The organism is Streptomyces sp. NPDC055962 (assembly GCF_042270185.1).
Taxonomy (GTDB): domain Bacteria; phylum Actinomycetota; class Actinomycetes; order Streptomycetales; family Streptomycetaceae; genus Streptomyces.
In genome coordinates, this window is the sequence record NZ_JBHJYN010000006.1 from 309,049 (window position 1) to 335,826 (window position 26,778).

Below are 26,778 nucleotides of genomic sequence, written 5' to 3' on the forward strand. Positions count from 1 at the left end.
AAGGCCCGAGGTGAGAGTCCCGTTCACCATGTCCGTCTTCACCCTGGTGGTCTGCCAGCGGCCTGTTCGCCGTCGTCAGTCTGTGGGCAGGTGAGCCTGGCTCACTTCGCGGAGGGCCTTCCAGGCGTCCGCCACGGGACCGATGTGCCTGAGTTTCTCTGGGTTGTTGACCGTGTGGATCGCCTGGATCCGCCCGTCGCACACGTCGAGCACCCAGGCGCTGAGGACCTGGTCGTTCCGGTCGCGGAAGACCGAGCCCGGTTGGCCGTTCACTGGGTGCGGCTCGACAAGTCCACCGCTCCTGATCACCAGCGGGACGAACGTCGCCAACGCCCGAAGCACGTTCCCGGCACCGAGGATGACGGGCTTGAACTGTGGGGCCTTGCCGCCGTTGTCGCCGACCATGCGGACGTCAGCGGCCAGCAGCCCAGCCAGCTCTTCGACATCACCTTCCCGGAAGGCGTCGAAGAACCGTTCGGCGAGATTCTCACGTTCCTTCCGGTCGGCCTCGAACCGGACCTGGCCCGCGTCCATGTGACGGCGTGCCCGCACCGTGAGCTGGTGGCACGCGGCCTCCGACCGGCCCACGGCCGCAGCGATATCCCGGAAGCCGAAAGCGAATACCTCCCTCAGTACGAAGACTGCGTGCTCAAGGGGGGAGAGCCGCTCCAGCAACAGCAGGGCCGCGATCTACAGCGAGTCCGCCAGTTCCGCCGACCGCGCCGGGTCCTCGTACGGATCGGTCAGCAGCGGTTCGGGAAGCCACGGTCCGACATATTCCTCCCGCCGGACGCGGGCCGAGCGCAGCACGTCGATCGAGATGCGAGTGACCACGCTCGACAGAACGCCTTGGCCGACCTCGGCCGGGTGGAGGTGGCCTGATAGCGCAGCCATGTCTCCTGGACTGCGTCCTCGGCCTCGCTCACACTGCTCAGGATCCGGTAGGCGATCGAGAACAGCAACGGCCTCAGTTCCTGGAACTCTTCGGTCTTCGTCACACCGGACCCTCCTTGAATCCACCCTTCCACGACGGCTTCCAGAGCACCCGGCCGGAGAGTCCCGCGCCCCGGCGGCCCATTCCACTGCCTGTGGTCCGGCCCGCACCAGAGGCTGAGCCGTCCTGCCGAGCTGTACAACGCATGTGACCTGGGCTGCTCACCAGGGAACAGGGCCCTCCTCGCTGAAGAATCCGGCGGTCGGACCGTCGGCGCCGAGCGTAGCCAGGCGCACCACCACTGTGGCGCCCTGCGCAATCGTCAGGAACCCGGTGTGGTTGTTGCTGTCCGTGTCGACGAAGCCAGGAGCGGCCACGTTGACCAGGAAGCCGTCCTGCTGCAGTTCCTTGGCGTACTGAACGGTCAGAGCTGTCAGAGCGGACTTGGACGGTGAATACGCGGCCGACGGAGGAGTGCTGTGAAAGGCCCGTCGGGATCGACGGTCAGGGCCAGGGACGCGGCGTGACTGCTCACGTTGACGACGCGGCGCGCTGGTGACCGTCGTAGCAGCGGCAGCGTGGCGTTGGTCACCGCGATCACACCGAAGACGTTGGTCTCGAACACCGCCCGGACCATGTCCAGGTCCACGGAGCTGGGGACTTGGTCGTGGGCATCTTGGGGCGACACGTGCCCGGAGCCGGTGATGCTGGCGTTGTTGATCAGCACGTCGAGCCGACCGAAGCGCTCCCCGACCTGTTTCGCGGCCTCTCGGACCGTGACCTGGTCGGTGACGTCCAAGGTGACCGAGTAGGCCTCGCCGCCGGACGCGCGCAGTGCCGCAGCGGCCTCCTCGCCACGCAGAGGGTCTCTGGCCCCGATCACGACCGTCATCCCCTCCGCGGAGAGTTGCTCAGCAACGCCACGTCCGATCCCCTTGTTCGCTCCTGTGACCAGCGCGACCTTCTGGTGTGCGCTCTCCTCGCTCATGTCCTGCTCCTTGTTGTCGAGGGGGTTCGTGTCGGGACCCCTCTTCACAACCTGAGACGAGACAGCCCGGCTTTCTCTGACACGCAGACGGAAAGAGTCACTCACCACACCGTCAGCACCTTGACCCTCCGGTCGGTCACCCACACCACCCGCGCGACGGCGGCACTGTGGGAACTCGACGGCGGTTCGGCTGCGTCGTGCCACGACTGTTGGAGCTCCTTGACACCACGAGTACCGCGAGGCGGCCGTCATCCTGGGTCGGCCCGGCCCGGCTGTCGCACCGGCCCACTTGCGTCTGCGAAGAAAATGCGCACCGCAGGCTGACGACCATGGGAGCGACCGGCCTCGGGAATGCTGGCCGCCGGGCTCGGTGGACGAGTGCGCATGAGATCTTTCTCCTCATGAGTACACCGCCAGATGGATTGCCAATCTATCGAGTCTTGACCGGCCCGGACGATGCCGCGTTCTGTCATCGTGTGAGCGAAGCGATAGCTCTTGGCTACGAACTGCACGAAGGTCCTGCGGTCACTTTCAACGGTGAGAGGGTCATCGTCGCCCAAGCAGTGGTATGGCCAGCACCGTCATAGGATTTGGGGTCGCGGTCAGCCCGTGGCAAGAGAAGGGCCGCACGGGTCAGGCGAGGTGTGACGCTTGCCTGGGTCCGTGCGGCCTGTCCCATCCTGCCCTTTCCGGGGTCTCCCGTGCACACTGCGGCGAGTTGCTCGAATTTAGGGCTGTTATGCCACTACTGATCGGGGCGGACGCCTCGGACATCTGCGATCCCGTCCGGTCGGCCGAGGCCGGCACGATTGATCCGGCCTCGGCCTCGGATCACGCCGTCTGCGGCCAGCCTCGTCCGTAGTGCGTCGGGGGCCAGCGAGTCTTCGAAGCCCTCACTGAGACCTCGCCCCGTATCTGCGTACTCGTAACGGACTGCGTACATCCTTCCCTTGTGATGCCATTCATAGCGCACCAGAGGTCGCGCGAGGACCCCTTCGAACCACTCTGCTGCCTTGTTCCCCAGCTCGGCAGGGCATCCCACTGCGTCGAAGGTGAACTCACTTGTGGCCTGCTGGACAGTGAGGTCCTGGTTATGGAATTTGCCCCCACGGATGACGGACCCGTCGAAGTGGACGCCCACCGTCAGCACTCCGTAATTGCGACGCGGGTCACCGATGTCCAGATAGGCGATCAACTGGCCGTCGAAGGCCTGTGCTGAGGGCAGCACGACGGTGTCGAGTGGGTCTACCAGCCAGGATCCCGCGCGTTCGGCCAGAACGTCCACGAACGCGCGTTGGGCGACGTCCAGGGCGTCCTCTTCATACTCGAACCAGGGGATCTCGTCCATGACCGCACTCTACGGTCGAACAAGGCTCCCCAGGAGCTGGCGATCACGAAGGTGATGATCTCGGTGTGACTGCTGCGATCACTGTGTCGGAGACCTCCTGGACGGCCCGAGGACCTGCCGAGGGGAAAGAGGCGGACAACCGAGGGGAAAGAGGCGGACAACAAGCCCCACAAGCACGTCCGAGCCCGCGTCGAGCATTCCGGAAGCCTGGACCTGCTGATCAACACCGCAGGGAACTCGGGCTGGGGCGGCCTTGCAGACGCCACGCCGGACAGCCGGGACACATGTTCGCGGTCCACGCTCGAACGCCCTTCTTCATCGTCCAGGCGGCGCAGAGCCGCCTCGTAAATGGCGGACGGGTCATCAACGCGTCCTCCGGTGCCGCCGCACGACGGATACAGACACCCCGTCTACTCCATGGCAAGGCTGGCATCAACAACTTCACCCACGCCCTCGCGATGGAGTTGGGCCCCGAGGCATCACGGTGAAAGTCGTCGCGCCGGGCTGGGTCCGCACCGACATGAACGCGGCGCTCCGCGAGAACGGACATGGCTGCGACGATCGAGGCGGCCACGCCCTGGGACGCTTCGGTGAAGCCTCCGACGTCGCTGCGGTCGTGGCCTTCCTGGCGTCCGACGAAGGCCGCTGGGTGACCGCCCAGGTCATTGAGGCGAGCGGCGGCTACAAGCTCTGACTCATGCAGAGGCAGACGCTATGAGCAACGCATGTCCCGGGCCCGGCCGATGAGGGGCCACCCACACCGGCCGCCCCGCGCGCTCAGGGGACGCCGGAGCTGTCGGTGCTTCGGGTGGCGCTACAAGCGTTGGTGGCAAGCCTGGGACGGCGTTCGCTCGCCACCTCCACACGCACACGTACTCGGGCTCTTTCTCGGACGGATCCCCGCTCGCCGAAGAGCTCTTGATGTCTGTCCCATTACAGCGCCGCCTTCTGGAGCCAGTGAACCCCCCGCGGTCGGCTCCCAGGGGTTCTGAGATGGTGGTGGACCTGACGTCAGCAGAGCGTGCACCCCGTTCCCCGACGACCCTCACCGATGGTTTGAGAGGCCTGTGAGACGGGCGGCTACGCGTTCACCGCCTGGCCTGTACGCGGATCAGTGTCTGCTGGCCGTGGGCTACGAGTTGCCGGGCGCCGTCGTCCTGGATTCCGTGGACCTCGAGCTGGCAGACGGTCAGGGTGCGTCCGGACTTGAGCACGGTGCCGATCGCTTCGAGACGGGTGCCATCGGCGGGCGTGAGCAGGTTGATCTTGTATTCGACAGTGAGGACCTCGGAGTCCTCGTCGAACAGGGTCAGTGCCGCGTAGCCGCCGGCGCTGTCCGCGATCGCGCTGGTGGCTCCGGCGTGGATGTATCCGTGCTGTTGGGTCACCTCGGGCCGGGCCGGGAGCACGATGTGGACGCGGCCGGGGCCGATGTGGGTGACGCGGGCTCCGAGGTGGGCCATGAGGCCCTGTCGGCCGAAGCTGTCCCGGACGCGTTTCTGTATCGCCGGGCTCGCCTGCTCATGGGTCTGCTCTTGCACGTGCGTGCTCTCCTTCGCATGCGTACCGGGGTGGAGCGGGGCGGGGACGGTTGCTCAGGTCGCGAGGCGTTCCACCAGCAGGACCGCGCCGATGACGATCATCACGGCACCGCTGACGCGGGTGACGGCGCGGCCGGCGGAGGGCCGGGTGCTCAGGACCGTGCGGGCCAGGACGCCGACGCCGACATGGACGACAGCGCACGCGGTCAGATGCACCGTACTCCTCGTCATGAAGAGCATCATCGCCAGCCGTCCTCTCCCCGGACAGCCCCGCAAGGCCGACCCCGGCGGTCTTCGGCTCAGGGCTCACCCCCGTGGAAGGCCGCCTCGAGGCGAGCAGCACCGGATCCGCATGGAGGCCGGTGAGTTCCGTCATGACTCCGGCGGCATCCGCCGCTCAGCCGCCGGACATCGCTGCGGGGTCCTGGTGAGGTCTGCCGGTCACGCCGGGGGAGCTGTGCGGGCTCTGCGCACCGGGGCCGGCTCCTGGTCCGCAGAGCTGACCCGGTGTCAGGCGGCGAGGCGGGTGCCACGGCGCCAGACTGCGCGGGTGTTCAGGGTGTCGCCGATGGCGGTGGTGGGGTCGCCGTCGACCAGGAGCAGGTCGGCGCGCAGACCCGCTTCGATGCGCCCGCGGTCCTTCAGGCCGAAGCGATGGGCGGGGGCGTGGGTCGCGGCACGCAGGGCCTGGAGGGGGGTCAGGCCGGCCTGGACGAGGTACTGCAGTTCGTGGTGGATGCTCGCGCCGTGAGCCATGCCGCCCAGGAACGTCTCCGGCAGAGAGACGTCTGTGCCTGCCAACAGGTCCACGCCGGCCTCGTGGAGCGCCTTGACCGAGTCCAGCACGTCCTGGAGGTTGCCCTGAGGGTAGCCGTTGTAGCTGCTGTTCAGGGTGTCCAGCCAGGCCTGGTCCAGGCGGGAGCTGACCCGCGGATCCGCGGCCAGGGAGTGGCCGGTGATGCCCATCATGGAAGCGTTGAGGACCACGCAGGGCACCACGAACGCGCCGGAGGCCGCGATGAGGTCGATGATCTCGTCGGTGTGCGGCTGGTCCATGAACAGGTGGGCCAAGCCGTCGATGCCGGCCTCGATCGCCATGCGTGTGGCATCCACGGTCAGGGTGTGGGCGACGGTGAGCATGCCGTGCCGTTTGGCTTCGGCGACCCCGGCGTTCAAGGTGGCCTGGTCGAGCATGGGCAGGCCGGGGTGACCCTCGACGCTGCCGTCGTCGATCATGAACTTGATGTAGTCCGAGCCCGACGCCACCAGCTGGGGCACGAAGTCGACCGCCTCCTGAGGGGTGCGGGAGAAGGGCATCAGCGGCTTGGCGGCCGGAAGCCGCTGGGGACCCCAGCCACCGCTGGGGCGATAGCCCTCCGGCATCAGCTCGCTGGGGTGTCCGCCGGGCGGGGTGATGCCGAAGCCCGCGGAGCGGACGTCGGCGACCGTGTCGTTGTCGGTGATGTGAGCCCGGTTGGGCAGGGTGTTCAGGCCCTGCATCTCCAGCTCTGTGGTGACCCCGAACCTCAGTGCCAGCGCGAGCGACGGCTCACTGGTGTGAACGTGGGCGTCGAACAGACCCGGCAGCAGCGTCCCGCCCCCGGCGTCGACCACCTGGGCTCCGGCGGGCACCTGACCTCCGACGGCGGCAATCCGCGCTCCCTCGACAACGACGGTCGTCGCTTGCAGAACATGCTCGCCGTCGAAGACGCGGGCGTGGGTGATGGCTGTAGTGGTCATGACCGGATTCCTTGCTCTGGAGACCGCGCCCGCGCCAGGGCCTGGGAGACCCTTGGCGGGATGAATGACTTGCAGCATACATCTGCTTGACGTCATGCTCATGTATGACCTGATCCGGCAGCTCGTTTAGAGTGGGGACATGAGTACCGACGGCACGCCCGAAGACGACACCACCGCGCTGGACCGCATCGGACCGGACTTCTCACGGCTGCGCCGCCACGCCCCCACCTCCCGCAAGGACGCCTCCCGCCTCCTGATCCTCAACGTCGTGGCCGACGCGACCGGCGAGATGACGGTCGGTGCCCTCGCCGGCGAACTCACCACCGACCAGTCGGTCGCCAGCCGGATGGTCTCCGACTGCATCTCCGGCGGCTACCTGCGCCGAGCCGTCTCCCAGCAGGACGGCCGCCGCACCGTCCTGGAGGTCACTCCCGAGGGCCACGCCCTGCGGGTCCACTTCGCGGCCCAGCAGCGTCAGATCTTCGAAAGCATCACCGCGCAGTGGTCCGACACCGAGCGCATCCAGTTCGCCCGCCTGCTGCGCCGGTACGTCGAGGACAGCGCCACCTATCGCCAGGCAGCCAAACCGTAGGCCGACCCGGGGGGCCGCTGGCGTGGACCCGGGCCTGCGCACGTGCGCCCAGGCACCCTGGGGTGTGTCCGGTTCGCACAGCGGCCGCCACCCCCGAGCGGAACGTGAGAGCTGAAACGAGTAGCGGCCGCATCCTGGTAGGCGCCGCGATCGGCACGGCCGTCGGTGCGCCACACCTTCTTCTCCTGCAGGTCCGCCAACTATGGCGTGTGCGCGCCCCCGGCGAGCGTGGCCTTCACACTCTCCTGTCCGGCATCGACCGAGATCGCGACGCGGTCGTCGCCGGCGAAATGCGATGGACGGTCAGCGGGCCGTTCCTGTTACATCGCCCTGCCACCGGCCACCGAGTGGCAGACCTGGTCGTCGGGGAGGGACCGCTTGCATGACGTACTGCTGGGACTGGCCGAGAACCCGGCCCTTCCCGCGAAAGTGTTCGCCCGGCTCGTGGCGAACGGTGACGAGGACGTCCTGTTCACGCTTGCCCGTCGCGACGAGTTGACGCGTCCACAGGTCAGGGACCTTGTTGCCGTCGGCAACCCGTCGCTCACCGGGTTCATGGTCCGGGTCGGGCTGGTGCCGTGGCCCGAGATCCCCACGGAACAGCCCGGACGGCTGCTCGACGCGGTCCTCGGCGGGGTAGCGCCGGCCGCCGTTTGGCGGGCAGTCGCCACTGATCCAAACCCCGAGACACGGCAGGAGGTTGCCTACGTCGACGACGCACCCGCCGACGTCATCACCTCCCTCGCCGGCGACCTGGACCTGCCGGTCGTGGCCGCTGTCGCCGCGAACCCGAACCTTCCGCCCGAGCTGCTTCCCCGCCTCGCCCGCCACCCCAGCACGGTGGTGCGGCAGGCCGTCGCCGAGAACGAGAACGCGTCACCCTCGCTGCTCGCCGCCCTCCTGGCCGACGGCGGGGCGCCGGCCCCGACCCGCTGCGGTGCCTGCCACCGCCGAGAGGCGGCGTGTGCGGACCACGCGCCCGGCGTCCGACGTGTCCGCCTGGCAGCCGCCGGTCACCCGGCCGTGCCGTCCGCGGGCCTCGCTGCGTTTCTGGACGCCCCCGAGAACACGGTCACGACGTTTGCTGCCCGCACCGATCTGCCGGTCGACTTCCTGCACCGGCTCGCCACCCACCCCTGTGACGACGTCCGCGCTGTGATCGCCGCGAACCCCGCCGTCCCCGAAACCCTGCTGCGCACCCTCGCCGCCGACCATGTTCCCGAGGTCCGCCGATCCATCGTGGAGAACCCGTCCGTCCCGCTCGATCTGCTCACCGCTCTCGTTGCCCACGAACGGATGCCCGGCGGACCGGTACCTCGCGTCGAGTCCGCCACCGCGCCCGAACTCCGGACACTGGCCTCGAGCCGAGTGGCGCAGGCCAGGGCGCTCGTCGCCGACCGGACCCAGCTTCCGCGCGTACTCGCCGAACAGCTCGCCACCGACCCGGACATCGCAGTGGCCCAGCGGATCGCCGCCCGCTCGGAACTCGCTCCCGAACGGCTCGCCGAAATCGTCGAGCGGCACGGGCCGCCGGTCTTCGCAGCGGTCGCCCGCCACCCCCGCTGTCCCTCCGCCCTGCTGCAAGGGATGGCGGCCCACCCGGCCGCCACCAGGCGCGTGCTGCAGGAGATCGCCAGTCACCCGGCGGCATGGCCCGAGACACTGCTGCTCTGCCTGGCCTCCGAGGATCTTGACACTCGGCGCCGCGTTGCCGTCCACCCCGCTCTGGCCCTCCCCGTCCTTGAGAGCCTCATCGACGGCCCCGACGGTTTTCTCGCCCAGGACGCCGCGGCAAACCCGGCACTGCCCGAGCGGGTGATGGAGCGGCTCGTCACACGAGCTCTGCGCGAGTAACGACTCGGAGTCGGTCCAATTCCGCACGGCTCGCGTCCGCCGGGACCGCCCGGTCGATCCGGCCCGCCGCGTCCTCGGCCACCCGGTCCGCGACAGCAGGCGGAGGGAGAGAAGCGGAGGGAGAGAAAGCGTCACCGTCACCTCCGGCTGGAGGACCGGTACGTGCGCGGGCACTGGAGGAAGCCGCCACAGAGCGCAACCTTCAGCAGGCCGGCCCTCCGGATCCGGGGTCAGTCCGCGGGCAGCATCCGGGCCAGGGACCGCATCACGGGCTCGCGCCGGATGTCGATGTGGGAGAACGTCAGAGCCTCGGCGAGGCGCGGGCGGCCGGCGCCGATCGCGTCGCAGATCTGCCGGTGCTCGGCACAGTGCTGCCCGGCGCCGCGCTCGGTGCCCGTCAGCCGGAACAGCCAGTGCATCAGGCCGAGGGAGGGCTGGAAGGAGGACTGGAGCAGCCGGTTCCCGGTCATGGTGATGAGCTCCGCGTGAAAGGCGGTGTTGGCGGCCGCGATGCCCGCCGCGTCCCCGCGCGCGGTCGCCGCCGCGGCCTCGTCCAGCACCTTGCGCAGCACGTCGTGGCAACCGCCGCGCGCGACGATCTCGGCCGCCCGCCGCGCGGCGAATACCTCCAGGCTCAGCCGCAGGTCGAAGAGTTCGTCGACGTCGCGGAGGGTGAGCCGGCGCACACGTGCGCCGCGCCGCGGTTCCAGGACGACGAGCCCCTCGGCGGCGAGCCGCATCAGGGCCTCGCGCACCGGGACACGCGAGACGCCGAGCGCCTCCGCGAGTTCGCGCTCACGCAGTCGCGCGCCGGGCATGTACGCCCCGGAGTGGATGCCCGTCCTGATCAGCTCCTCGGTGCGTGCCACGTGGGAGCCGGGAAGTCCGGGCGCCTCGATGCGCGTCACGCACAGGCCTCCCGCTTCGGAGCGCGGAACGCCGGGAAGGTGGCAGGGAAGAGCTCGGCCGTCTCGCGGCGCTCCACGTCGCGTTCGCTGTAGGCCGCGCGCATCCGCTCGAAGAGGGCCTGGGCGTCACGCCGCAGCGCCTCCAGATCGATCCCGGGCAGACCACCGTCCACCAGGACCGGGCGGCCCGCGACGACCGAGTCCGTCGCCTGCCGTGCCGTGCCGTTGAGCAGGAACGTCCGTACCGGGTCGTCCACCACGCCGTCGCGGATGTCGTGGAGCGAGAAGGCGACCAGGTCGGCCTGGGCGCCGGGCGCGATCCGGCCCAGGTCGTCGCGGCCCAGGGCGCGGGCACCGCCCAGGGTGGCAGCCTCCACATACTGTTCGGCCGGTGCGGCGTCCGAGCGTCCCTCGGCGATCTTGGCCAGGTGCACACCGACGTCCATGCCGCGGATCAGGTCGGGAGGGAAGGAGTCCGTGCCCAGGCACAGGTTCACGCCGGCCTCGCGGTACGCGCGGAACGAGTGCAGCATCTCGCCGTAGCGCAGGGATGTCTGCGGGCAGTGGATCACCGAGACGCCGCTGCCGGCGAGCCGTGCCAGATCGCCGCGGTCCTCACCGTGCACCGAGGGATGCCTGTCGATGGTGACGGTGTGCGGGATCAGCAGGTTCGGGTTCAACAGGTCGTGCTTCTGGAGGAGTTCGAGGGACGACAGGCCGTGACGGCGCCGGATGATATCGCGCTCGACCAGGCCCTGAAGTGCGTGCAGCCGGATCAGGACGCCGCGTTCCCGCCCGATCCGCGCCGTCTCGCCGAGCAGTTCTTCGGTGAGCGTCTCGATGCGGCAGGGCAGCAGCACGCCGGTCAGCAGCGGGTCGTCGAGCTCGGCTAGATGGTCGAGGAAGCGGACCGCGTCGCGCAGGCCCGCACGGCCCTCCTCCTCGTCGAAGGCGACGTCGCGGGTGCCGTCGGGCAGGACGACGTTGACGCCCGAACGGTAGGCGGGACCGAGGTATCCGCGCAGTCCGATCCCGCGCGCGGTCCGCGCCATGTCGACCAGTTCCTCGTACGGCTCCGCCCAGCGGCTGTGCACCTCGGAGGCGATCGGCATGAACGTGGTGATGCCGTGCAGCGCGAGCTGGGCGAGGGCGTACGCGCGGATCGTCGCCCGTTCCTGCGGGGTGAACACGTCGCGGCGGCGGTGGGTGAAGTAGTCGAGCGACCACTGCAGGCCCTTGCCCCGCTCGGGGCCGGCCCAGGAGTCGATCACGAGATGGTCGACGTCGGTGAGCGCGTCGAGGTCAATGAGCCCCGGCATGACCAGGGATTCGCCCAGGTCGCGTTCCTCGTCGACGTCGCCTTCGTAGCGCGGCCCGACGTAGACGACGGTGTCGTCCTCCCACACCACCTCGCCGTCCCGCAGCAGCGCGTGGCCGCCGCCCTGGTGGGCGAGGATGTGCCGGGCGCGCCAGCGGGTACGCATGTTGCCTCCTGGGGGTCGGTGTCCGTGTCCGCGGACGCGTGCGGTTTGCCGTCCGTCGGGTCCTGATCGTACGAGTTGGTATACCGAAGTGGAAGAGCGGGTCTGCCGCGGCGATGACCGGAAGCCCTGTTCTGATGAATTGCCCCACTATCTGCACTAGTCGCCCGCTTCGGTATACCAAAAACTGGTCACCTCTTTCGCGCCAGTGGCTTCTTGGTATACCGTCCGGCCAACCTTCCCCCGAGCGCCGAACGGATCTCCCGACGTGACGGATTCCCCTGTGCTGCCCGCGCGGCAGCTCTCCGACGCCGATGCCGAAGACATGCCCGACTCCCCGACGCCTGCTGCGACTTCGGCCCCGCCCGCCATCGTCGCCCGCTCGCTGCTCGGCACGGCATGGCTGCGTATCCGGCGCAGCAAGATCGCGCTTGCCGCGCTCGCCGTGGTGGTCCTCATGATCCTTTTCGCGGCGCTGGCCCCGCTGCTCACCGCGATAGAAGGCCAGGACCCCTACACCACGCGCACCAGCCCGGACGTCCTCGACGACTACCGCACGCCAGGGCTCCCGCTGTCCTACTACCGCTTTCCGTCCGCCGACCACTGGCTCGGCGTCGAACCGGGCCTCGGCCGCGATCTCTTCGCCCGCATGGCGCACGGTGCTCAGGTCTCCCTGGTCATCGCACTGCTCGCGACCGCCGTCTCCGTCGTCCTCGGCACCGTGCTCGGCGCGGCCGCCGGCTACTTCGGCGGCAAGGTCGACATGGTGATCAGCCGGATCATGGACCTGTTCCTGGCCTTCCCGCACCTGCTGCTCGTGCTCTCGCTCACGCCGATCCTGCAGTCCCGGCTCGGCGACACGGCGCTGGGGGAAGGCAGCCTGCTGCCGATCGCCTCGCTCGTGATCATCCTCGGCTTCTTCGGCTGGGCCTATCTCGCACGCGTCGTCCGCGGCCAGGTGTTGTCCATCCGCGAGCAGGAGTTCGTCGAGGCGGCCCGCGCCTACGGTGCCTCGCACCGCTCGATCATCCTGCGCCAGATCGTCCCCAACGTCATGGGTGTCGTCCTCGTCTACGCCACGATGATGATCCCCACGAACATCACCGCCGAGGCCGCGCTCTCCTTCCTCGGCGTCGGCGTGAAGGACCCCACCCCGTCGTGGGGCCAGATGCTCAACGCCGCCCAGGCCGGCAACTGGTACCTGACCGACCCCTGGTTCCTCGCCGTCCCCGCCGGCGCCCTGGTGATCACGGTCCTCGCCTTCAACCTGCTCGGCGACGCGGTCCGCGACGCCCTCGACCCCAAGTCCTCCCGTGGCTGACCCCGGGCGGCACCACCAGGAAAACCAGGAGCAGCAGTGAATCGACGCACCACAGCGGTGCTCGCCCTGGCGGCGGCCACCGGACTGACCCTCACCGCGTGCGGTGGCCCCAAGCCCGCGCCCGGCTCGGGCTCCCGCGCCCCCGCCGACGCCTTCGAGGCCGTCAAGGTCGGCGAGGGCGACACCACCCGGGGCGGCAACGTCAACGTCCTGATGTCCACCGACTTCCAGACCCTCGACCCGGGCAACAGCAACTACGTCCAGACGGCCAACGTCGGCCAGCTCTACTACCGCACCCTCACCATGGCGAAGGAGGAGGCGGGCAAGCCCCCGAAGATCGTCCCCGACCTCGCCACCGATCTCGGCAAGGTGTCCAAGGACGGACTGACCTGGACGTACACCCTGAAGAAGGGGCTCAAGTTCGAGGACGGCTCACCGATCACCGCCAAGGACGTCAAGTACGGAGTCGAGCGGACCTACGCCCGCGACGTCTACACACAGGCCCCGCAGGAACTGAACGCGGCCCTGTCCGACGACGGCTACAAGGGCCCCTACGCCAACGGCTCCGCCGGTGACTTCAAGGGCATCGAGACACCCGACGGCCGTACGGTCGTCTTCAGGCTGAAGCAGCCCTTCGCCGAGTTCCCCGCGCTCGTCTCGCGCTCCAACACCGCCCCCGTGCCCCGGGCGAAGGACACCAAGCTCGACTACACCAACCACCCGGTGTCCACCGGCCCGTACAAGATCAAGCACTACGACCGCGGCCGCTCCATGCAGCTCGTGCGCAACCCCGAATGGGACCCGGCGACCGACCCGAACCGCACCGCGCTGCCGGACACCTTCACCTTCAGCCTCTCCACCGCCCAGTCGACCATCAGCCAGCAGCTGCTCGCCGACTCCGACGCGACAGCGCTCACCCTCGACAGCGCGGGCGGCCTCCAGGCATCCGATGCGGCGAAGCTCGACACGGCGGACGTCGCACGGCGCACCGCCTCCGGGCTGATCGGCTGCACCGACGTCCTGGACTTCAACACCGAGTCCATCAAGGACCCTGTCGTCCGCGAGGCGATCGCTGTCGCCATCGACCGCAAGGCCATCCACCTCCAGTACGGCGGCGCCCGCTTCGGCAAGCTCACCCAGTCGTACATCAACTCCGACCAGCGCGGATACGTCACCCAGCACACGGCCCTCGACCCGTCCGGGCAGCCCCGGGTGGCAGCGGCCAAGAAGCTTCTCAAGGGCCGCGACTATCCGAAGAAGCTCGTCTACGGGTACGCCGACGCGACGCCCCGCTACAAGAACATGGGCACCTCGCTCCAGCAGAACCTGAAGCAGATCGGCATCGACCTCGAACTGCGCGCCATCCCCGCCGCGAACTACTACACGACGCTCGCCGGCGAGAACATGCCGGACATCGCCCGCAGCGGCTGGTGCGGCGGCGCCGACAGCGGCTCGGTGCGCACGACCGTCGACCCGAACCTGGGCCCGAGCGTCGACGGCAAGTCCTTCGGCTTCTCCAACATCCCCCGCTACCACGACCCGGAGATCGCCCGCGCCATGTACGCACTGCGCGGCGAGAACGGTACGAGCGAGGACCTCGGCCGCAAGTGGGCGACGCTCTTCGACCGGGGCATGCAGGACTATCCGCTCGTCCCGCTGATCAGGAGCGTCACCCGCAGCGTCGTCGGATCCCGCATCCGTAACGCGCAAGTCGGCTACTTCTTCGGCTCCATCGACCTGTCGACCGTCTCGGTCGTGTCCAAGAAGGGGTGACCATGCCCGCCTTTCTGCTACGGCGTCTCGGCGCCACCGTCGTCCTGCTGATCGTCATCAGCTTCGTCACCTTCAGCCTGTTCCAGTTCGGGCCCGCCGACCCGGCCGCCGCGGCCTGCGGCCAGGAATGCACACCCGAACGCGTCGCCGAAGCGCGCGTCGCCCTCGGCATGGACAAGCCGTTCCTCACCCAGTACCTGACCTACATGTCCGGCCTGTTCCACGAACGGACGATCGGCGCCGCCGGGGCGCAGTCGCTGTGCGAGTGGCCCTGCTTCGGCAAGTCCTTCCAGACGAACGAGGACGTCACCGCCGTACTGGAACGCGCCCTGCCGTACACGGTCTCCGTCGCCGTCGGAGCGATCGTCCTGTGGACGGTCGCGGGCGTCACCCTCGGTACGCTGGCCGCGCTCCGCAAGAACAAGCTCACCGACAAGGTGATCGTCGGCGCCGCCTCCATCGGTGTGTCCCTGCCGATCCCGGTCACCGGCCTGCTCCTGCTCCTCGTCTTCGTCTCGACGTTCGGCCTGCTGCCGTTCACGACGAACGCCATCACCTCACCGTTCGGCCCCGCCGGGTTCGGCGGCTGGTTCCAGAACTATCTGCTGACCTGGGTCGCGCTCGCCGTCCTGTTCAGCGCCCAGTACATCCGCGTCACCCGCAGCTCCATGCTGGAGACGCTCGGCGAGGACTTCATGCGCACCGCCCGCTCCAAGGGCCTGTCGAAGACCGTGATGGTCGTCCGGCACGGCGCCCGCGCCGGGCTCACCCCCGTCGTCACCATGCTGGGCCTCGACATCGGCCTGCTGCTCGGCGGAGCGGTCCTCACCGAGCAGATCTTCTCCGTACCCGGAGTCGGATTCACCGCCGTACGGGCCGCGCAGGCCGGCGATCTGCCCGTGACCATGGCGATCACCCTGCTCGCCGCCTTCTTCATCATCGTCGCCAACGTCGTCGTCGACGCCGTCTACGCCGTCATCGACCCGCGAGTGAGGGCCGCCTGATGTCCACCTCCACCGAGCAACCCCTGCTCCGTATGACCGACTTGCGCGTCGCGTTCCCCACGGACGACGGACTCGTGCATGCCGTCAACGGCATGGACCTCACCCTGAACCGGGGCGAGACCGTCGGCCTCGTGGGAGAGTCCGGCTCCGGCAAGACCGTCACCAGCCAGGCGCTGATGGGCCTCCTCAAGGAGAGCCGGGCCCAGGTCACCGGCGAGATACTGCTCGACGGCACCGACCTGAACTCCCTGTCCGAGGACCGGATGCGGACCTGGCGTGGCAAGAAGATCGCCATGATCTTCCAGGACCCGCTCTCCGCGATGCACCCCTTCCACACCGTCGGCGCGCAGATCGCCGAGGCGTACCGCGTCCACAACAGGGTGTCGCGCAAGGCCGCGCTCGCCGTCGCCGTCGACATGCTCGGCCGGGTCGGCATCCCCGACCCGAAGCGGCGGGCCGGCGCCTTCCCGCACGAGTTCTCCGGCGGCATGCGCCAGCGCGCCATGATCGCCATGGCCCTCGTCTGCGAACCCGAACTGCTCATCGCCGACGAGCCGACGACCGCTCTCGACGTCACCGTGCAGGCACAGATCCTCGACCTGCTCGGCGAACTCCAGCAGGAGACCGGCACCGCCGTCGTCCTCGTCACCCACGACCTCGGCGTCGTCGCCGAGGTCTGCCACCACGTGGCCGTCATGTACGGCGGACAGTGCGTGGAGCGGGGCAGCGTGCGCGAGCTGTTCCGGGATCCGCGCCACCCCTACACCCAGGGCCTCCTGGCCTCCATGCCGACGCTCGGCGACGACGGCGAACGGCTGCGGCCCATCCCCGGCTTCCCGCCGTCGCTCACCGCACTGCCCACCGGGTGTCTCTTCGCCGACCGCTGCCCGCAGACCCACCTCGTGCCCGACGGACTGTGCCACAGCGAGCGGCCGGCCTTCATCACGGCCGAGGCGGCCGACCATCCCTCCCGGTGCCACCAGGAGCATCTCGCCGCCGCCGGGACAACCACCGGGGACACCGTCGGCGACACCACCGAGGAGGCCGCGCGATGACCACCACCGAGCAGACCCCGCTGCTTGAGGCCGACGGCCTGACCAAGCACTTCCCCGGCAGGGGCGGCCTGATGGGCCGCGGCGGCGCCCCGATCAAGGCCGTCGACGGTGTCAGCTTCTCCGTCGGCGCGGGTCAGACCCTCGGCATCGTCGGCGAGTCGGGATGCGGAAAGTCCACCACGGGGCGGCTGCTGATGCGCCTCCTCGAACCCACCTCGGGCACCGTCCGCCTCGACGGCCGCGACATCGGCGCGATGAAGCGGGCCGAGGCGCAGGAGTACCGGCGCCAGGTCCAGATGGTGTTCCAGAACCCCACCTCGTCCCTCAACCCCCGGCAGACGGTCGGCGCCGCCATCGCCGCCCCGCTGCACGCCCAGGGCATCGACCCGGCCGGCGGGATCAAGACGCGGGTACGGGAACTGATGGACCGTGTGGGTCTGCGCCCCGACCACTACAACCGGTTCCCGCACGAGTTCTCCGGCGGGCAGAAGCAGCGCGTCGGCATCGCCCGCGCCCTCGCACTCGAACCGCGTCTGATCATCTGCGACGAGCCGGTCTCCGCTCTCGACGTCTCGGTCCAGGCGCAGGTCGTCAACCTCCTCCAGGACATCCAGGCCGACACGGGCGTCTCGTACCTCTTCATCGCCCACGACCTGTCCGTCGTCAGGCACTTCGCCGACCGCGTCGCCGTCATGTACCTCGGCAAGGTCATGGAGAGCGGAGCGACCCGGGAAGTCTTCGACCACCCCCGCCACCCCTACACCCGGGCCCTGCTCTCCGCCGTGCCCCAGCCCGACCCGGACGCCGACCGGGGCCGCAGGATCCGGCTCAGCGGAGACCTGCCCACCCCGGCGAACCCGCCCTCCGGCTGCGTGTTCCGTACGCGCTGCCCGCTGCGCCCCACCCTCGGCGAGGCCCAACAGGCGCGTTGTGCGGGGGAGGTGCCGTCATCGGCGAGCGACGAAGGACCCGCCTGCCACTTCGCCGACCGGGCCTGACGCCCGTCACTGACCCGACACCCACCGATTGACCGACAACGTAAGGAAGTTGCACCACATGCTCATCCGTGACGTCCGCCCCTGGGGCGGCGAGCGCAGTGACGTCCAGCTCGACGGCACCCGCATCGCCGCGATCCGCCCGCACGACCCGGTGGCCACGCCCGCCACCGAGGCCGTCGAAGGCCGCGGCCGCCTGCTCCTGCCGGCCTTCAGCGACGTCCATGTCCACCTGGACTCCACCCGCATCGGCCTGCCGTTCCGCCCGCACACCGGAGGCCCCGGCGTGTGGACGATGACGATGAACGACCGCGAGAACTGGCGCGACGCCGAGGTCGCCCTGCCCGAGCGGGTGGCCGGGACCCTGGAGCGCATGATCGCCCGCGGTACGACGCGGGTGCGCACGTACGCGCAGGTCGACGTGGACTGCAAGCTGGAGAAGTTCGAGGCGGTCGTCGCCGCCAAGGAGAAGTTCGGGCACCTCGCCGACGTCCAGATCATGACGTTCCCGCAGGCCGGCATCCTGCGCGAGCCCGGCACCGCCGACTACCTCGAGGCGTCGCTCAAGGCGGGCGCCGACGTGATGGGCGGCATCGACCCCTGCACTCTGGACCGTGACCCCAAGGGCCACCTCGACGTGGTGTTCGGCCTTGCCGAGAAGTACGGGGTCGAGGTCGACATCCACCTGCACGAGCCCGGCGAGCTGGGCGTCTTCTCGACGGACCTGATCCTGGAGCGCGTGCGCGCGCTCGGTATGCAGGGCAAGGTCACCATGTCCCACGCCTATGAGCTCGGCTCGGTGAACGAATCCACCAGCCGTCGCCTCATCGAGGAGTTCGCGGAGCTCGACATCGCCATGGCGACCGTCGCTCCTGCGGGCCGCGGCCAGCTCTCGCTCGTCCAGCTCACCGAGGCCGGCGTCCGCGTCGGCCTCGGCGAGGACGGCCAGCGCGACTACTGGAGTCCGTACGGCAACTGCGACCTGCTCGACCGCACCTGGCAGCTCGCCTTCACCAACAACTTCCGCCGCGACGACCACATCGAGATGTGCCTCGCGGTGGCGAGCATGGGCGGCGCCTCCATCATGAGCCACGACGTCCCGCGCCTCGCCGGGGTGACCGACCGGCCGGGCCTCGCGGTCGGCGACCGCGCCGATCTGCTCCTCGTCGACGGCGAGACGCCCAGCAGCGCCGTCATGGACCGCGGCACCGACCGCACGGTCCTGCACGACGGCCGGATCGTGGCGGACGGCCTCGAAGTGGTCACCGCCGCCAAGTAGGCGTCAGCACCGTCATGCACGGGGCACCACCGTCATATGGGTGACGTGAGGTGCGGGCGCGGGAACCCGGGAGCCTCCGGGTTCCCGCGCCCGCGTCAGCCATCGGCATCGTCCAGGTCCGGGGCCTTCGTCCACGCTCTGCAACCGTCCTTATGGGCGGTGTGGCCGTTCTGTACCCGCGTGGCACACGTCCCGCGACATCGATCGGACGCCTGGGCGCAGGCGCCCGTCGGGCTCGGCCTCGCGACCGCGGAGGCCGCGGAGCGTCCGGCGGCGATCTGGCGGCCGGATCCCGAACTGCCCCTAGACGCAGCAGTGTGGGCCGACGGCGTGGCCGTCGAGGAACGATTCCGGACCGCCGAGCAGGTATGCGGCCCTGACGGCCACCGGGGTCTTCCGGCGGTGCGGCTCGTGCCGCCTTGCGGAGCAGCCCCGGGCCGAGCGGGCCGGACAGCCCTCCAGCCCTAGCCGCCCGGGACAGCCTCATGGCGTCGCCGCAGCAGCTCTCCCGAACGTGCCCGGCGAAGAACGAGGAAGGCTGCCGCAGCGGAGAGAAGTGCCGCCATGGGGAAACTCGTCCACAACCAGCGCGTCCCGAAAGCGCTGAGAAGGAGAAGGACCGGCACCTGAACGATGAGGATGGAGCCGACCGAGATCACGAAGGACGGCACCGGCTCTCCTCGTGCCTGGAAGTAGGTGGACAGCAACGCCGGCACGCCTGCGAAGGGATAGCTCAGGGCCATGACACGCATCACGGCAGCTGCGGTGCTGCGGGTGTCCGGCGCGAAAGCAGCGGCAATCGTGTCCGCTGCGCCGGCCAGCAGCACACAGGCCACTGCTCCGTACAGGACAGTGGCGCGGAGTGCGAGGATGCGAGCGCGCTCGGCCCGTTCGGCCAGGCCACGGCCGACGTTGAAGCCGATGAGCGGCTGCATGCCCTGAGCGATACCGGTCTGCGGCATGAGGACGAACGTGGTGACACGGACAGCCGTGGCGTATCCGGCAAGCGCCGCCGGATCCCCGGACGCCGCCAGGCGGTTGTTGGTGATCAGGGTGACGAGGGTTGCTCCAAGGCCGGTGAGGAACGAGGGCGTACCCACCGCTACCAGTTCACGCAGGGTCGGGCCATGAGGGCGAAGGTCGGCCGGAGTGATGCGATAGGGGCGGTCGCGCTGGACGAAGAAGAACCACAAGCTCATCGCCATGGAGAGCGCCTGCCCGGCGAGGGTGCCCAGGGCGGCGCCGCGTACGCCCCAGCCGAGGCCGAAGATGAACAACGGATCGAGAGTGATCTGGCACAGGACCGGCAGCACCCACAGCATCGTGGAGAAGCGCAGACTGCCCTCGGCCCGGACGAGGCTGGAGAAGCCGGTGAAGGTGATCGCCCCGGCCAGCATGATCAGCGCGTAGTCGTGCGCGAGGCCGCGAACATCGCCCCTGGCCCCGAGGAGGCTCAGGAGTGGGTCGAGGGCGAGCAGGCCGACGAGAGTGATGATCACGGCGGCCGACCAGTAGACGAGGAAGGTGTTGCCGGCTGCGCGGGCAGCGTGGTGGGGGTTCCCACTGCCGAGGCTGCGGGAGACCAGGGACGCGCCCCCGACGCCGACCGTCGTGGAGACCGCACCGAGGATCAGCAGGACGGGCGACACGATGTTCACGGCCACCAGCGCGTCGGGGCCGACACCCCAGGAGACGAACCACGCATTGGTCAGGGCATAGATGCCGTAGGTGGCGACCGACATGGTGGTGTGCGTACTGGTGCTCCACAGCAGGCGTCCGATGGGCTTGGTCCCCAGCGAGTCGGCACGATGGGGCCGTCTGTCGTCCACGGTCGCAGGGGAGGACGTAGGTCCGGTGACGGGTTCGTCATGCGAGTGCGTCACGGCCGTGCCGGGGTGCAGCCGAACTGTTCCATCAGGAGGTCGAGCTGGGTCCGGCCGAAGTCGTAGGTCGTCATGTCCTGATGGCCCCGGTACGTCGTCTCCACGATCATGATGACAGCCAGGTACAGGGAGTACAGGCGCCTCCGGGTGCGCTGTGAGGGGGACAGCGCACCCTGACCGTAGCCGCTCATGAAGTCGGAGGGATCGCCGAATACCGGCAGGTCGATGCCGGTGAATCCGGCCTCCATGAGTGGATCGGCCCAGACCGCACGCTCATGGTCGAGGATGGCGACGATCCGGCCCTCCCTGATCATCGAGTTCTTCGTCCAGAGGTCGAGCTCGACGAACCGCGGCTCAGTGACCTCGTCGAGAACCGCTGCGTTCTCCGCCAGGGCCTTGCGGATGTCGGCGTAGTGCCAGCCGATGTCCACGCCCGCCCGCTGACCGTCCTCAAGAGTGTCCTCGATCATCTGCGTGAACGCCTCGCGCCAGGTCGCGGATCCGGGACCCTGCAGCGGTCCGAAGTGAGGGCCCACGATCGCGTTGAGTTTCCTGTTGAGGGCGCCCAGTTCCCGGCCCCCCGCAGCGACGACCTCGGGCGCAAGACACCCCTCCGCCGTGGCGATGCCGAAGTTGTCCGCATCGATGTACTCCATGAAGAAGTAGTCAGCGTCGACCAGTTCTCGGGACAGATCGGCGTAGTCGACCCGCGGAATCGGAACGTCGGTGCGTTCGCGGACCAGAGCCATCGCAGCCAGCTCGTTGCGCATCATCCCTTTCTCGCGGGTCAGGACCGTCACGCCCGCGGGAGGTGCGATCTTCAGTACTGCCTGCTGCCCGTCTCGCAGCCGGACCCGATAGGCCACGTTGAACCAGCCGTGCGTGATCTCCTCGGCGAAGGCATCACCCTCGGGTATCTGATGACTTCCGTACGCTCGTTCGATCATGGCCCGCAGAACCTGCGAAGGCTGTCGATTCTTGGTGATGCTCTCCGTCACGGCGTCCACCATGCTCCCTCGGATCTGACGTCCCGGGACCAGATCACACCTCCCGGCGCCGAACACCGTAGGACGAAACACCGCCGTCGCAGTAGGACAACGCTTCCACATGGTCGCGCCGGCTCAGTGAGTTCCGCAGCTTTCCCTGAGCAGAGCACGTGACGGCACGACCAGGTCCTGGCGCGGCAGGCGCGGATTCGCCAGACAGGCCTGGAGGACGCCGACTGCAAGCCGCCCCAGATCCGCCACCGGTTGCTCGACGGTGGTCAACCGCGGCGAGCAGGTCCGCGCGCCGTCGATACCATCGAATCCGGTGACTGCCACCTCGCCCGGCACACTCACACCCTCCGCGCTCAGCACGTCGAGAAACCCCAACGCCGTCGCGTCGTTGGTGCACACCAGGGCATCAGGAAGTCGGCGACGTCCGTTCCGGTGGCCGGCCACGACCTCTTCGGCCAGCCGGCGAGCGCCCTCGCGTGTGAAGTCACCGCGCAGCACCGGCTCTGCGGGCACCGAGAGCCCCAGCCTGTGCGCCGCCGCATGGAACCCCCGGAACCGGTCGATGTCATCGGGAGTGCCCGGGGGACCGGCAACGAACTGCAGGTTGCGCAGATGATGCGCGCCGACCAGGTGCTCGACCAGAGCCCGGATCCCCTCACCGTTGTCGACTCCGACATGGTCGTACCCGCCGGACGCACGGCGGCCTGCGACCAGCACGACGGGAACCCGGTGCGCCACATGCTCGAGAAGAGCGTCCGGCAGCGTCCCGGCAACCACCACCAGCCCGTCGACCTTCCCGGCCAGGTCCCGGATGCGCGCTTCTGCCTGTGGCGGCCGAGCCACCGTCACGGCGAGCGCGTACTCAGCCTCCCACGCCGCATACTCCGCCCCGCGCAGGATCTCACCGAAGTACTGGCTTCCCCGAGCAGTCCCTCCGGGCGAAGGACCGAAATCGGCGACCAGCTCGACGTGCGAACGGCGCGGCACCGGCTTCCGCGGAGGATCTGCGGGGCCGGTGTCAGGCAGACACAGGCCCAGAAGCCCGGTCCGCCGGGCCACCAACCCGCGGGCCGCCCCCGACGGTACGAATCCCAGCTCTGCGACGGCCTTCTCGACCAGCAGCCGAGTACGGGCCTTCACGTATCCCGAGGCATTCACCACTCTGGAGACCGTGGACACGGATACGCCGGAGCGCCGGGCCACATCCTTCATCGTGGCCGTCCTGGGTGCAGGCGCAACGGCTGTCGTCTCGGCCGCCGCAGACAGGGAGGTCTGCGCGAGGAAGGCGGCAGTGTGGCCAGGCGGGGGAGTGCGTCCTCCTGCTTCTGGACGGGCACGGGGCGGCTGACTGCGCAGGTCCTCCACCACGATCTCCTCACACCGCCCGGACGACGGTGCCGGCTGCTTCGAGAGCGCTGACTTCAGCCGTAGGCGCCGCGCTGTCCGTGACCAGGGTGTGCAGCTGGGCTGCGGGGCCGACGTAGGCATGGGCGGTGCGGCCCAGCTTGCCGCCGTCAGCAGCGAGGATGACGCGGCGCGAGGAGGCGATACCTGCCTTCTTCACCGCCGCTTCGTCGAGATCGTAGGCAGTCAGCCCTTCTGATGCGCTGAGGCCGCAGCAGCCGATGACGGCGGTGTCGAAGCGCAAGGCTGCCAGCGAAGCGAGCGTGAGGGGGCCGATGAGAGAACCCTCCGCAGAGCGAGGGCTTCCGCCAGGCACCAGCAGTGTGGCCTCGCCCGGCGGGTCACTGAACAGCCGGACAGCTTGGAGTGACAGCGGCATGACGGTCACCTGGCGTCTGCGGAGCAACCGGGCGACTTCCACGCAGGTGGTACCGCTGTCCAGGAGGACCGTCTCGCCATCCGCGACGAGCGAGCACACTTCGGCTGCGATCCGGCGCTTGGCGTCGACCGCCTCGTGGACGCGCATCGCGAAGGGTGGTTCATCACCCCTCAGCAACAGGCTGCGTGCGCCACCGCGCTGTCGCTCGAGAACGCCCTGGGCCGCCAGATGATCAAGATCACGGCGGACAGTCATCTCCGAGGCGCCCGTCAGGACAGCCAGTTCCCCGACCGTAGCCGTCCCCTTCTCGTGCACGGTCCGGGCGATCAAGCGATGACGGTCCACAGTGCTCATACCGTGATTGAACACCATCCCCATCGAACATGAAAGATGTTCGAAACTAGATTGTTCAAACAGCTTAGGTGTTCGCTACGGTGTCCGCATGGAAAAATCGCTGCGCGTCGCCCGTGCTGTGACGTTCGTCTACTTCATACTCAACGGCACGTTGCTGGGCATGTGGGTCGTGCAGATCCCGGCCATCGAGGAACGCGTGGGCATCAGCCACGCCGCCCTCGGAGGATTCCTCGTCCTGCTCGGGGTCGGGGCCTTCTGCGGCATGCAACTCGGCGGCCGCCTGGCCGACCGGTTCGGCCCGCGCACCGTCGTCCCGCTGGCCGGAGTGCTGTGCAGCACCACCCTGATACTGCCGGGACTGGCGGAGCAGCCCTGGGTCCTCGGAGCAGCCCTGCTGATCTTCGGGTTCGGCAACGGCACGCTCGACGTCAGCATGAACGCGCACGCCGTCCAGGTGGAACGCGCCTATAGGCGCCCTGTCATGTCAGCCTTCCACGCCACGTTCTCGGTAGGCGGCGTCCTCGCCGCTCTCGTCGGAGCCGCAGCCATCGGCATCGGCTGGGGCCCAGCACCCACGCTCACCACCGCTGCCGGCCTCGGGATCCTGATCGCCATGGCGTCAGCCTCCGGCCTTCTGCCCGTCGCACCGGAAGAACCTGCGGCCCCCAGTGACACCGAGGCCAGGAAGGCCGCCGTCCCCACCAGGATCTGGCTCCTGGCCGTCCTGGCGTTCCTGGTCATGCTGTGCGAGGGAGCCGCAAACGACTGGAGCGTCCTGCACCTCAAGACGGTCCTGCACGCGCCGGAGAGCACTGCCGCATTCGCCTATGGAACCTTCGCGGCAACGATGACCATCGGAAGGCTCCTGGCCGACCGGGTCTCCGCGCGGTTCGGGTCACTCGCCGTCCTGCGGTACGGCGCGGCCATGGCCGCCATCGGCATCACCCTCGTGGCTCTCGCCCCCTGGATCTGGGCGGCACTGGCAGGCTGGGCACTTTTCGGGCTGGGGCTGTCAGGTACTGTCCCGCAACTGTTCAGTGCAGCAGGACACGCCGACCCCGCAGCCGCCGGCGCCAACGTCTCGCGGGTTGCCGGCCTCGGCTACGTCGGGATGCTCGCCGGCCCCGCGACCATCGGCTGGTTGACCCACCTCGTCGACCTCAACCACACCTTCCTCCTCCCGGCCCTGTTCTGCGCGATAGCCGCCGCCGCTGCCGGAATCCTGCGCACACCCGCTCCGTCCGGGCAGCCGCAGACACTCCAGCAGACGCCCTGAGCTCTGCGCCCCGACCGCCTGTGCGACGCGTCCTGACCACGTGTCGCACAGGCTTCTGCTGACTACCATCCCGCTGGAACCCGTCCAAGGGCCTCGCCGACCACTTCGCCGCGGCCGGCCCCGACGACAAGCCTTCGAGAGAGTGTGCTTCCCCGAGCTGCCACGGCCCATGCCGGTTCGCAGCGGCAAGGGTGCCGGAGTGGTGGTGGCCGAGCATGCGTGCGCGGCAGGTTCGAGCCTCCGCTCGGCGAGGCGCAACTCAGCCGGCTGCGATCAGAGCGGGGCGGTCGCCGAAGCAGGATCCGAAGGTGGTCCCTTCATCGGTCTCACCGTTCCGGTACGCGCCCACGCCAGGGATACGTTCGAACCAGATACCCCAAGAGCTGCCGGTTGAAGGTGCAGGGCGCACCCCTGCTCCTGGGGCCTCTGAGGGAGAGGTGGCGCCGTGTCCCCCCGGCGCCACCGAGCGCCCCGCGCGCTCCCTGCCCGAGCTGCCCTGCCTGACGGACCGTCGATTCACATGGGGGACACGATAGAAGTACCGTGCGCAGCCGGCTGTGGCTGGACAGGGCCAGCCGAAACTCTCACCGAGATGGACGATGGACAGCACCAGTGCGACGAATGCCTTGGCGCGATCGTGGCTCGCTCGTCCATGGACGAGCTTCTGCCGACGACGGACCCCGGCATCACTCGGCCGACAGGCGACCCCGACGATGCCCATCATCGTACCCACGATGTCGCCTGATGTGCCGCGTTCCCCGTAGAGCCTCCGGTCCATGGCTGCTGGTCCTTCGCACCCCTGGGTCGTGGGACTGGGGGAGCCGGCAAGAACTGTGTCACGAGCCCGGTCAGCACGCTACGGACCGGATCCGGCAACCCCGACGCACGCCGATGCGGCGTTTCGGCAGACCACCGTGATCGCGATCTCCTCCCGGCCCTCGGGCGTCGTTTCCTGTGGCCGTTTGCGTGCAGGGCGACCTGCTCGGATGCGTGTCGGTGCCGTGTGAGAGCCTCCGGGCATGAGCTATGACCTGGCTGTCTGGGAAGGCGATCGGCCAGAGGATGACAAGTGCGCTGGCCGGATCTTCACTGACTTGTATGCCCGTTATGTCGACAGCGAGGTCGAGGAGCCTGCCACCGAGCGCATCGCGGCCTACGTCACCGCCCTTCTTGAGCGGTGGTGCGACAACACCGAGGACGATGAGGAGACCTCGCCCTGGTCGACCGGCCCTCTGATCGGCGAGGCCAGAGGCCCGTTCATCTACTTCCCGATGCGGTGGAGCATGGCCGACGAGGCGTCGGCCTGTGCGGCAGCCCTGGCGGAATCGATGGGGCTGGTCTGTTTCGACGTGCAGCAGGACCGACTCAGGCCCTGAGCAGGTTGGCCGGACGGCGACAGACGATGAGGGATGCGGCTGTGCCGACGAATGCAGGGAAGTGTTCGGCCTTGCGTTCGTAGCAGCGGTGGAGCCGGCGGCAGTCGGCGAGCCAGGACACTTCGTCCTCTCGGAACGCCCCCAGCCGGCCGGTTCCGGCCCCGCTCGTATCGTCTCTGAGTGGTTGTCACTTACTTCCTGCGGTGAGGGTCGAAGAGCGGCCAGGGGAGACTGGGGCTAGATTCTGCGCATGCCTTCCCATCTCAGTCACGGTGCTTCTGGAGCCCTCCGACGC

At 69.0% G+C, this 26,778-nt stretch carries 22 protein-coding genes and 3 pseudogenes; 12 read left to right on the forward strand and 13 right to left on the reverse strand.

Annotation, left to right across the window (positions count from 1 at the left end; all coding sequences use genetic code 11):
- Window positions 1-75: 75 nt before the first annotated feature.
- Window positions 76-998 (reverse strand): annotated as a pseudogene (locus ACFC51_RS19915) (RNA polymerase sigma-70 factor).
- 157 nt (window positions 999-1,155) lie between these two features.
- A pseudogene (locus tag ACFC51_RS19920) lies at window positions 1,156-1,922 on the reverse strand (SDR family NAD(P)-dependent oxidoreductase).
- Between the two features lie 401 nt (window positions 1,923-2,323).
- On the opposite strand from ACFC51_RS19920, the gene ACFC51_RS19925 reads away from it, so the two are divergent.
- The gene (locus tag ACFC51_RS19925) at window positions 2,324-2,509 is read left to right on the forward strand and encodes a DUF1737 domain-containing protein (protein WP_376369074.1); all 186 of its coding nucleotides are present in this window, start codon (window positions 2,324-2,326) and stop codon (window positions 2,507-2,509) included.
- A 158-nt stretch (window positions 2,510-2,667) separates the two neighbouring features.
- Here ACFC51_RS19925 and ACFC51_RS19930 read toward each other — a convergent pair whose 3' ends face one another.
- On the reverse strand, window positions 2,668-3,270 hold the full coding sequence (locus ACFC51_RS19930; protein ID WP_376529914.1) for a hypothetical protein: 603 nt from the start codon (window positions 3,268-3,270) through the stop codon (window positions 2,668-2,670).
- Window positions 3,271-3,523: 253 nt separating this feature from the next.
- Here ACFC51_RS19930 and ACFC51_RS19935 point away from each other — a divergent pair, with 253 nt between their 5' ends.
- Window positions 3,524-3,964 (forward strand): SDR family oxidoreductase, encoded by a 441-nt coding sequence (locus ACFC51_RS19935; RefSeq protein WP_376529916.1) that lies wholly within the window; start codon window positions 3,524-3,526, stop codon window positions 3,962-3,964.
- Window positions 3,965-4,358: 394 nt separating this feature from the next.
- Here ACFC51_RS19935 and ACFC51_RS19940 read toward each other — a convergent pair whose 3' ends face one another.
- The 3 genes from ACFC51_RS19940 to ACFC51_RS19950 form a co-directional block, all read right to left on the reverse strand.
- Window positions 4,359-4,733 carry a PaaI family thioesterase gene (locus ACFC51_RS19940; RefSeq protein ID WP_376369092.1) on the reverse strand — a complete coding sequence of 125 codons (375 nt, stop codon included), beginning with the start codon at window positions 4,731-4,733 and terminating at the stop codon, window positions 4,359-4,361.
- Between the two features lie 132 nt (window positions 4,734-4,865).
- On the reverse strand, window positions 4,866-5,042 hold the full coding sequence (locus tag ACFC51_RS19945; RefSeq protein ID WP_376529918.1) for a hypothetical protein: 177 nt from the start codon (window positions 5,040-5,042) through the stop codon (window positions 4,866-4,868).
- Window positions 5,043-5,321: 279 nt separating this feature from the next.
- A complete protein-coding gene (locus ACFC51_RS19950; protein WP_376529920.1) occupies window positions 5,322-6,551 on the reverse strand; it encodes an amidohydrolase family protein in 1,230 nt (409 codons plus the stop codon).
- Between the two features lie 139 nt (window positions 6,552-6,690).
- Between ACFC51_RS19950 and ACFC51_RS19955 the strand changes: the two genes are divergently transcribed.
- Together ACFC51_RS19955 and ACFC51_RS19960 are read left to right on the forward strand one after the other, a co-directional pair.
- Complete coding sequence (locus ACFC51_RS19955) at window positions 6,691-7,143, forward strand: MarR family winged helix-turn-helix transcriptional regulator (RefSeq protein WP_376369080.1); 453 nt, start codon at window positions 6,691-6,693, stop codon at window positions 7,141-7,143.
- A 378-nt stretch (window positions 7,144-7,521) separates the two neighbouring features.
- Window positions 7,522-8,997, forward strand: coding sequence for a hypothetical protein (locus ACFC51_RS19960; RefSeq protein ID WP_376529921.1), 1,476 nt, complete (start codon window positions 7,522-7,524; stop codon window positions 8,995-8,997).
- Window positions 8,998-9,227: 230 nt separating this feature from the next.
- On the opposite strand, the gene ACFC51_RS19965 is transcribed toward ACFC51_RS19960, so the two are convergent.
- Together ACFC51_RS19965 and ACFC51_RS19970 are read right to left on the reverse strand one after the other, a co-directional pair.
- On the reverse strand, window positions 9,228-9,905 hold the full coding sequence (locus ACFC51_RS19965) for a GntR family transcriptional regulator (RefSeq protein WP_376369082.1): 678 nt from the start codon (window positions 9,903-9,905) through the stop codon (window positions 9,228-9,230).
- On the reverse strand, window positions 9,902-11,389 hold the full coding sequence (locus tag ACFC51_RS19970; protein ID WP_376529923.1) for a chlorohydrolase family protein: 1,488 nt from the start codon (window positions 11,387-11,389) through the stop codon (window positions 9,902-9,904). The genes ACFC51_RS19965 and ACFC51_RS19970 overlap by 4 nt, the downstream gene beginning before the upstream one ends.
- Window positions 11,390-11,711: 322 nt before the next feature.
- Here ACFC51_RS19970 and ACFC51_RS19975 point away from each other — a divergent pair, with 322 nt between their 5' ends.
- From ACFC51_RS19975 to ACFC51_RS20000, 6 genes are read left to right on the forward strand one after another with little or no spacing between them, the layout of a single operon-like run.
- Entirely contained in the window at window positions 11,712-12,707 is a 996-nt protein-coding gene (locus ACFC51_RS19975; protein WP_376369093.1) for an ABC transporter permease, read from the forward strand.
- A gap of 36 nt (window positions 12,708-12,743) precedes the next feature.
- Window positions 12,744-14,480, forward strand: coding sequence for an ABC transporter substrate-binding protein (locus ACFC51_RS19980; protein ID WP_376369084.1), 1,737 nt, complete (start codon window positions 12,744-12,746; stop codon window positions 14,478-14,480).
- A 2-nt stretch (window positions 14,481-14,482) separates the two neighbouring features.
- Window positions 14,483-15,484, forward strand: coding sequence for an ABC transporter permease (locus ACFC51_RS19985; RefSeq protein WP_376529925.1), 1,002 nt, complete (start codon window positions 14,483-14,485; stop codon window positions 15,482-15,484).
- Window positions 15,484-16,539 carry an ABC transporter ATP-binding protein gene (locus tag ACFC51_RS19990; RefSeq protein WP_376369086.1) on the forward strand — a complete coding sequence of 352 codons (1,056 nt, stop codon included), beginning with the start codon at window positions 15,484-15,486 and terminating at the stop codon, window positions 16,537-16,539. Before ACFC51_RS19985 ends, ACFC51_RS19990 begins: the two co-directional genes overlap by 1 nt.
- Window positions 16,536-17,537: an ABC transporter ATP-binding protein gene (locus tag ACFC51_RS19995; protein ID WP_376529927.1), complete on the forward strand. Its 1,002-nt coding sequence runs from the start codon at window positions 16,536-16,538 to the stop codon at window positions 17,535-17,537. Before ACFC51_RS19990 ends, ACFC51_RS19995 begins: the two co-directional genes overlap by 4 nt.
- Window positions 17,538-17,595: 58 nt before the next feature.
- Complete coding sequence (locus ACFC51_RS20000) at window positions 17,596-18,813, forward strand: amidohydrolase (RefSeq protein WP_376369088.1); 1,218 nt, start codon at window positions 17,596-17,598, stop codon at window positions 18,811-18,813.
- A 464-nt stretch (window positions 18,814-19,277) separates the two neighbouring features.
- Here ACFC51_RS20000 and ACFC51_RS20005 read toward each other — a convergent pair whose 3' ends face one another.
- The 4 genes from ACFC51_RS20005 to ACFC51_RS20020 form a co-directional block, all read right to left on the reverse strand.
- On the reverse strand, window positions 19,278-20,642 hold the full coding sequence (locus ACFC51_RS20005) for an MATE family efflux transporter (protein WP_376529929.1): 1,365 nt from the start codon (window positions 20,640-20,642) through the stop codon (window positions 19,278-19,280).
- 50 nt (window positions 20,643-20,692) lie between these two features.
- On the reverse strand, window positions 20,693-21,643 hold the full coding sequence (locus tag ACFC51_RS20010) for a phosphotransferase family protein (protein ID WP_376529931.1): 951 nt from the start codon (window positions 21,641-21,643) through the stop codon (window positions 20,693-20,695).
- A gap of 174 nt (window positions 21,644-21,817) precedes the next feature.
- Window positions 21,818-22,906, reverse strand: coding sequence for a LacI family DNA-binding transcriptional regulator (locus ACFC51_RS20015; RefSeq protein WP_376375225.1), 1,089 nt, complete (start codon window positions 22,904-22,906; stop codon window positions 21,818-21,820).
- Between the two features lie 163 nt (window positions 22,907-23,069).
- On the reverse strand, window positions 23,070-23,831 hold the full coding sequence (locus tag ACFC51_RS20020) for a DeoR/GlpR family DNA-binding transcription regulator (RefSeq protein WP_376529933.1): 762 nt from the start codon (window positions 23,829-23,831) through the stop codon (window positions 23,070-23,072).
- Between the two features lie 88 nt (window positions 23,832-23,919).
- Here ACFC51_RS20020 and ACFC51_RS20025 point away from each other — a divergent pair, with 88 nt between their 5' ends.
- A complete protein-coding gene (locus tag ACFC51_RS20025) occupies window positions 23,920-25,107 on the forward strand; it encodes an MFS transporter (protein WP_376375219.1) in 1,188 nt (395 codons plus the stop codon).
- A gap of 1,019 nt (window positions 25,108-26,126) precedes the next feature.
- The gene (locus ACFC51_RS20030; RefSeq protein WP_376529935.1) at window positions 26,127-26,483 is read left to right on the forward strand and encodes a hypothetical protein; all 357 of its coding nucleotides are present in this window, start codon (window positions 26,127-26,129) and stop codon (window positions 26,481-26,483) included.
- Here the strand turns inward: ACFC51_RS20030 and ACFC51_RS20035 are convergent.
- A pseudogene (locus ACFC51_RS20035) lies at window positions 26,473-26,613 on the reverse strand (IS5/IS1182 family transposase); the annotation flags it as partial. The gene ACFC51_RS20030 and the pseudogene ACFC51_RS20035 overlap by 11 nt on opposite strands.
- Window positions 26,614-26,778 lie beyond the last annotated feature (165 nt).

Excerpts from the sequence above, each read along its gene's own strand:
- ACFC51_RS20015 (WP_376375225.1), bottom strand. The coding sequence starts at position 22,906 with ATGAAGGATGTGGCCCGGCGCTCCGGCGTATCCGTGTCCACGGTCTCC.
- ACFC51_RS19945 (WP_376529918.1), bottom strand. The coding sequence starts at position 5,042 with ATGACGAGGAGTACGGTGCATCTGACCGCGTGCGCTGTCGTCCATGTC.
- ACFC51_RS19940 (WP_376369092.1), bottom strand. The coding sequence starts at position 4,733 with ATGGCCCACCTCGGAGCCCGCGTCACCCACATCGGCCCCGGCCGCGTC.
- ACFC51_RS19955 (WP_376369080.1), top strand. The coding sequence starts at position 6,691 with ATGAGTACCGACGGCACGCCCGAAGACGACACCACCGCGCTGGACCGC.
- ACFC51_RS20030 (WP_376529935.1), top strand. The coding sequence starts at position 26,127 with ATGAGCTATGACCTGGCTGTCTGGGAAGGCGATCGGCCAGAGGATGAC.
- ACFC51_RS20000 (WP_376369088.1), top strand. The coding sequence starts at position 17,596 with ATGCTCATCCGTGACGTCCGCCCCTGGGGCGGCGAGCGCAGTGACGTC.
- ACFC51_RS20025 (WP_376375219.1), top strand. The coding sequence starts at position 23,920 with ATGGAAAAATCGCTGCGCGTCGCCCGTGCTGTGACGTTCGTCTACTTC.
- ACFC51_RS19985 (WP_376529925.1), top strand. The coding sequence starts at position 14,483 with ATGCCCGCCTTTCTGCTACGGCGTCTCGGCGCCACCGTCGTCCTGCTG.
- ACFC51_RS19970 (WP_376529923.1), bottom strand. The coding sequence starts at position 11,389 with ATGCGTACCCGCTGGCGCGCCCGGCACATCCTCGCCCACCAGGGCGGC.
- ACFC51_RS19925 (WP_376369074.1), top strand. The coding sequence starts at position 2,324 with ATGAGTACACCGCCAGATGGATTGCCAATCTATCGAGTCTTGACCGGC.
- ACFC51_RS20010 (WP_376529931.1), bottom strand. The coding sequence starts at position 21,643 with ATGATCGAACGAGCGTACGGAAGTCATCAGATACCCGAGGGTGATGCC.
- ACFC51_RS19975 (WP_376369093.1), top strand. The coding sequence starts at position 11,712 with ATGCCCGACTCCCCGACGCCTGCTGCGACTTCGGCCCCGCCCGCCATC.
- ACFC51_RS19990 (WP_376369086.1), top strand. The coding sequence starts at position 15,484 with ATGTCCACCTCCACCGAGCAACCCCTGCTCCGTATGACCGACTTGCGC.
- ACFC51_RS19995 (WP_376529927.1), top strand. The coding sequence starts at position 16,536 with ATGACCACCACCGAGCAGACCCCGCTGCTTGAGGCCGACGGCCTGACC.
- ACFC51_RS19930 (WP_376529914.1), bottom strand. The coding sequence starts at position 3,270 with ATGGACGAGATCCCCTGGTTCGAGTATGAAGAGGACGCCCTGGACGTC.
- ACFC51_RS19950 (WP_376529920.1), bottom strand. The coding sequence starts at position 6,551 with ATGACCACTACAGCCATCACCCACGCCCGCGTCTTCGACGGCGAGCAT.
- ACFC51_RS20020 (WP_376529933.1), bottom strand. The coding sequence starts at position 23,831 with ATGAGCACTGTGGACCGTCATCGCTTGATCGCCCGGACCGTGCACGAG.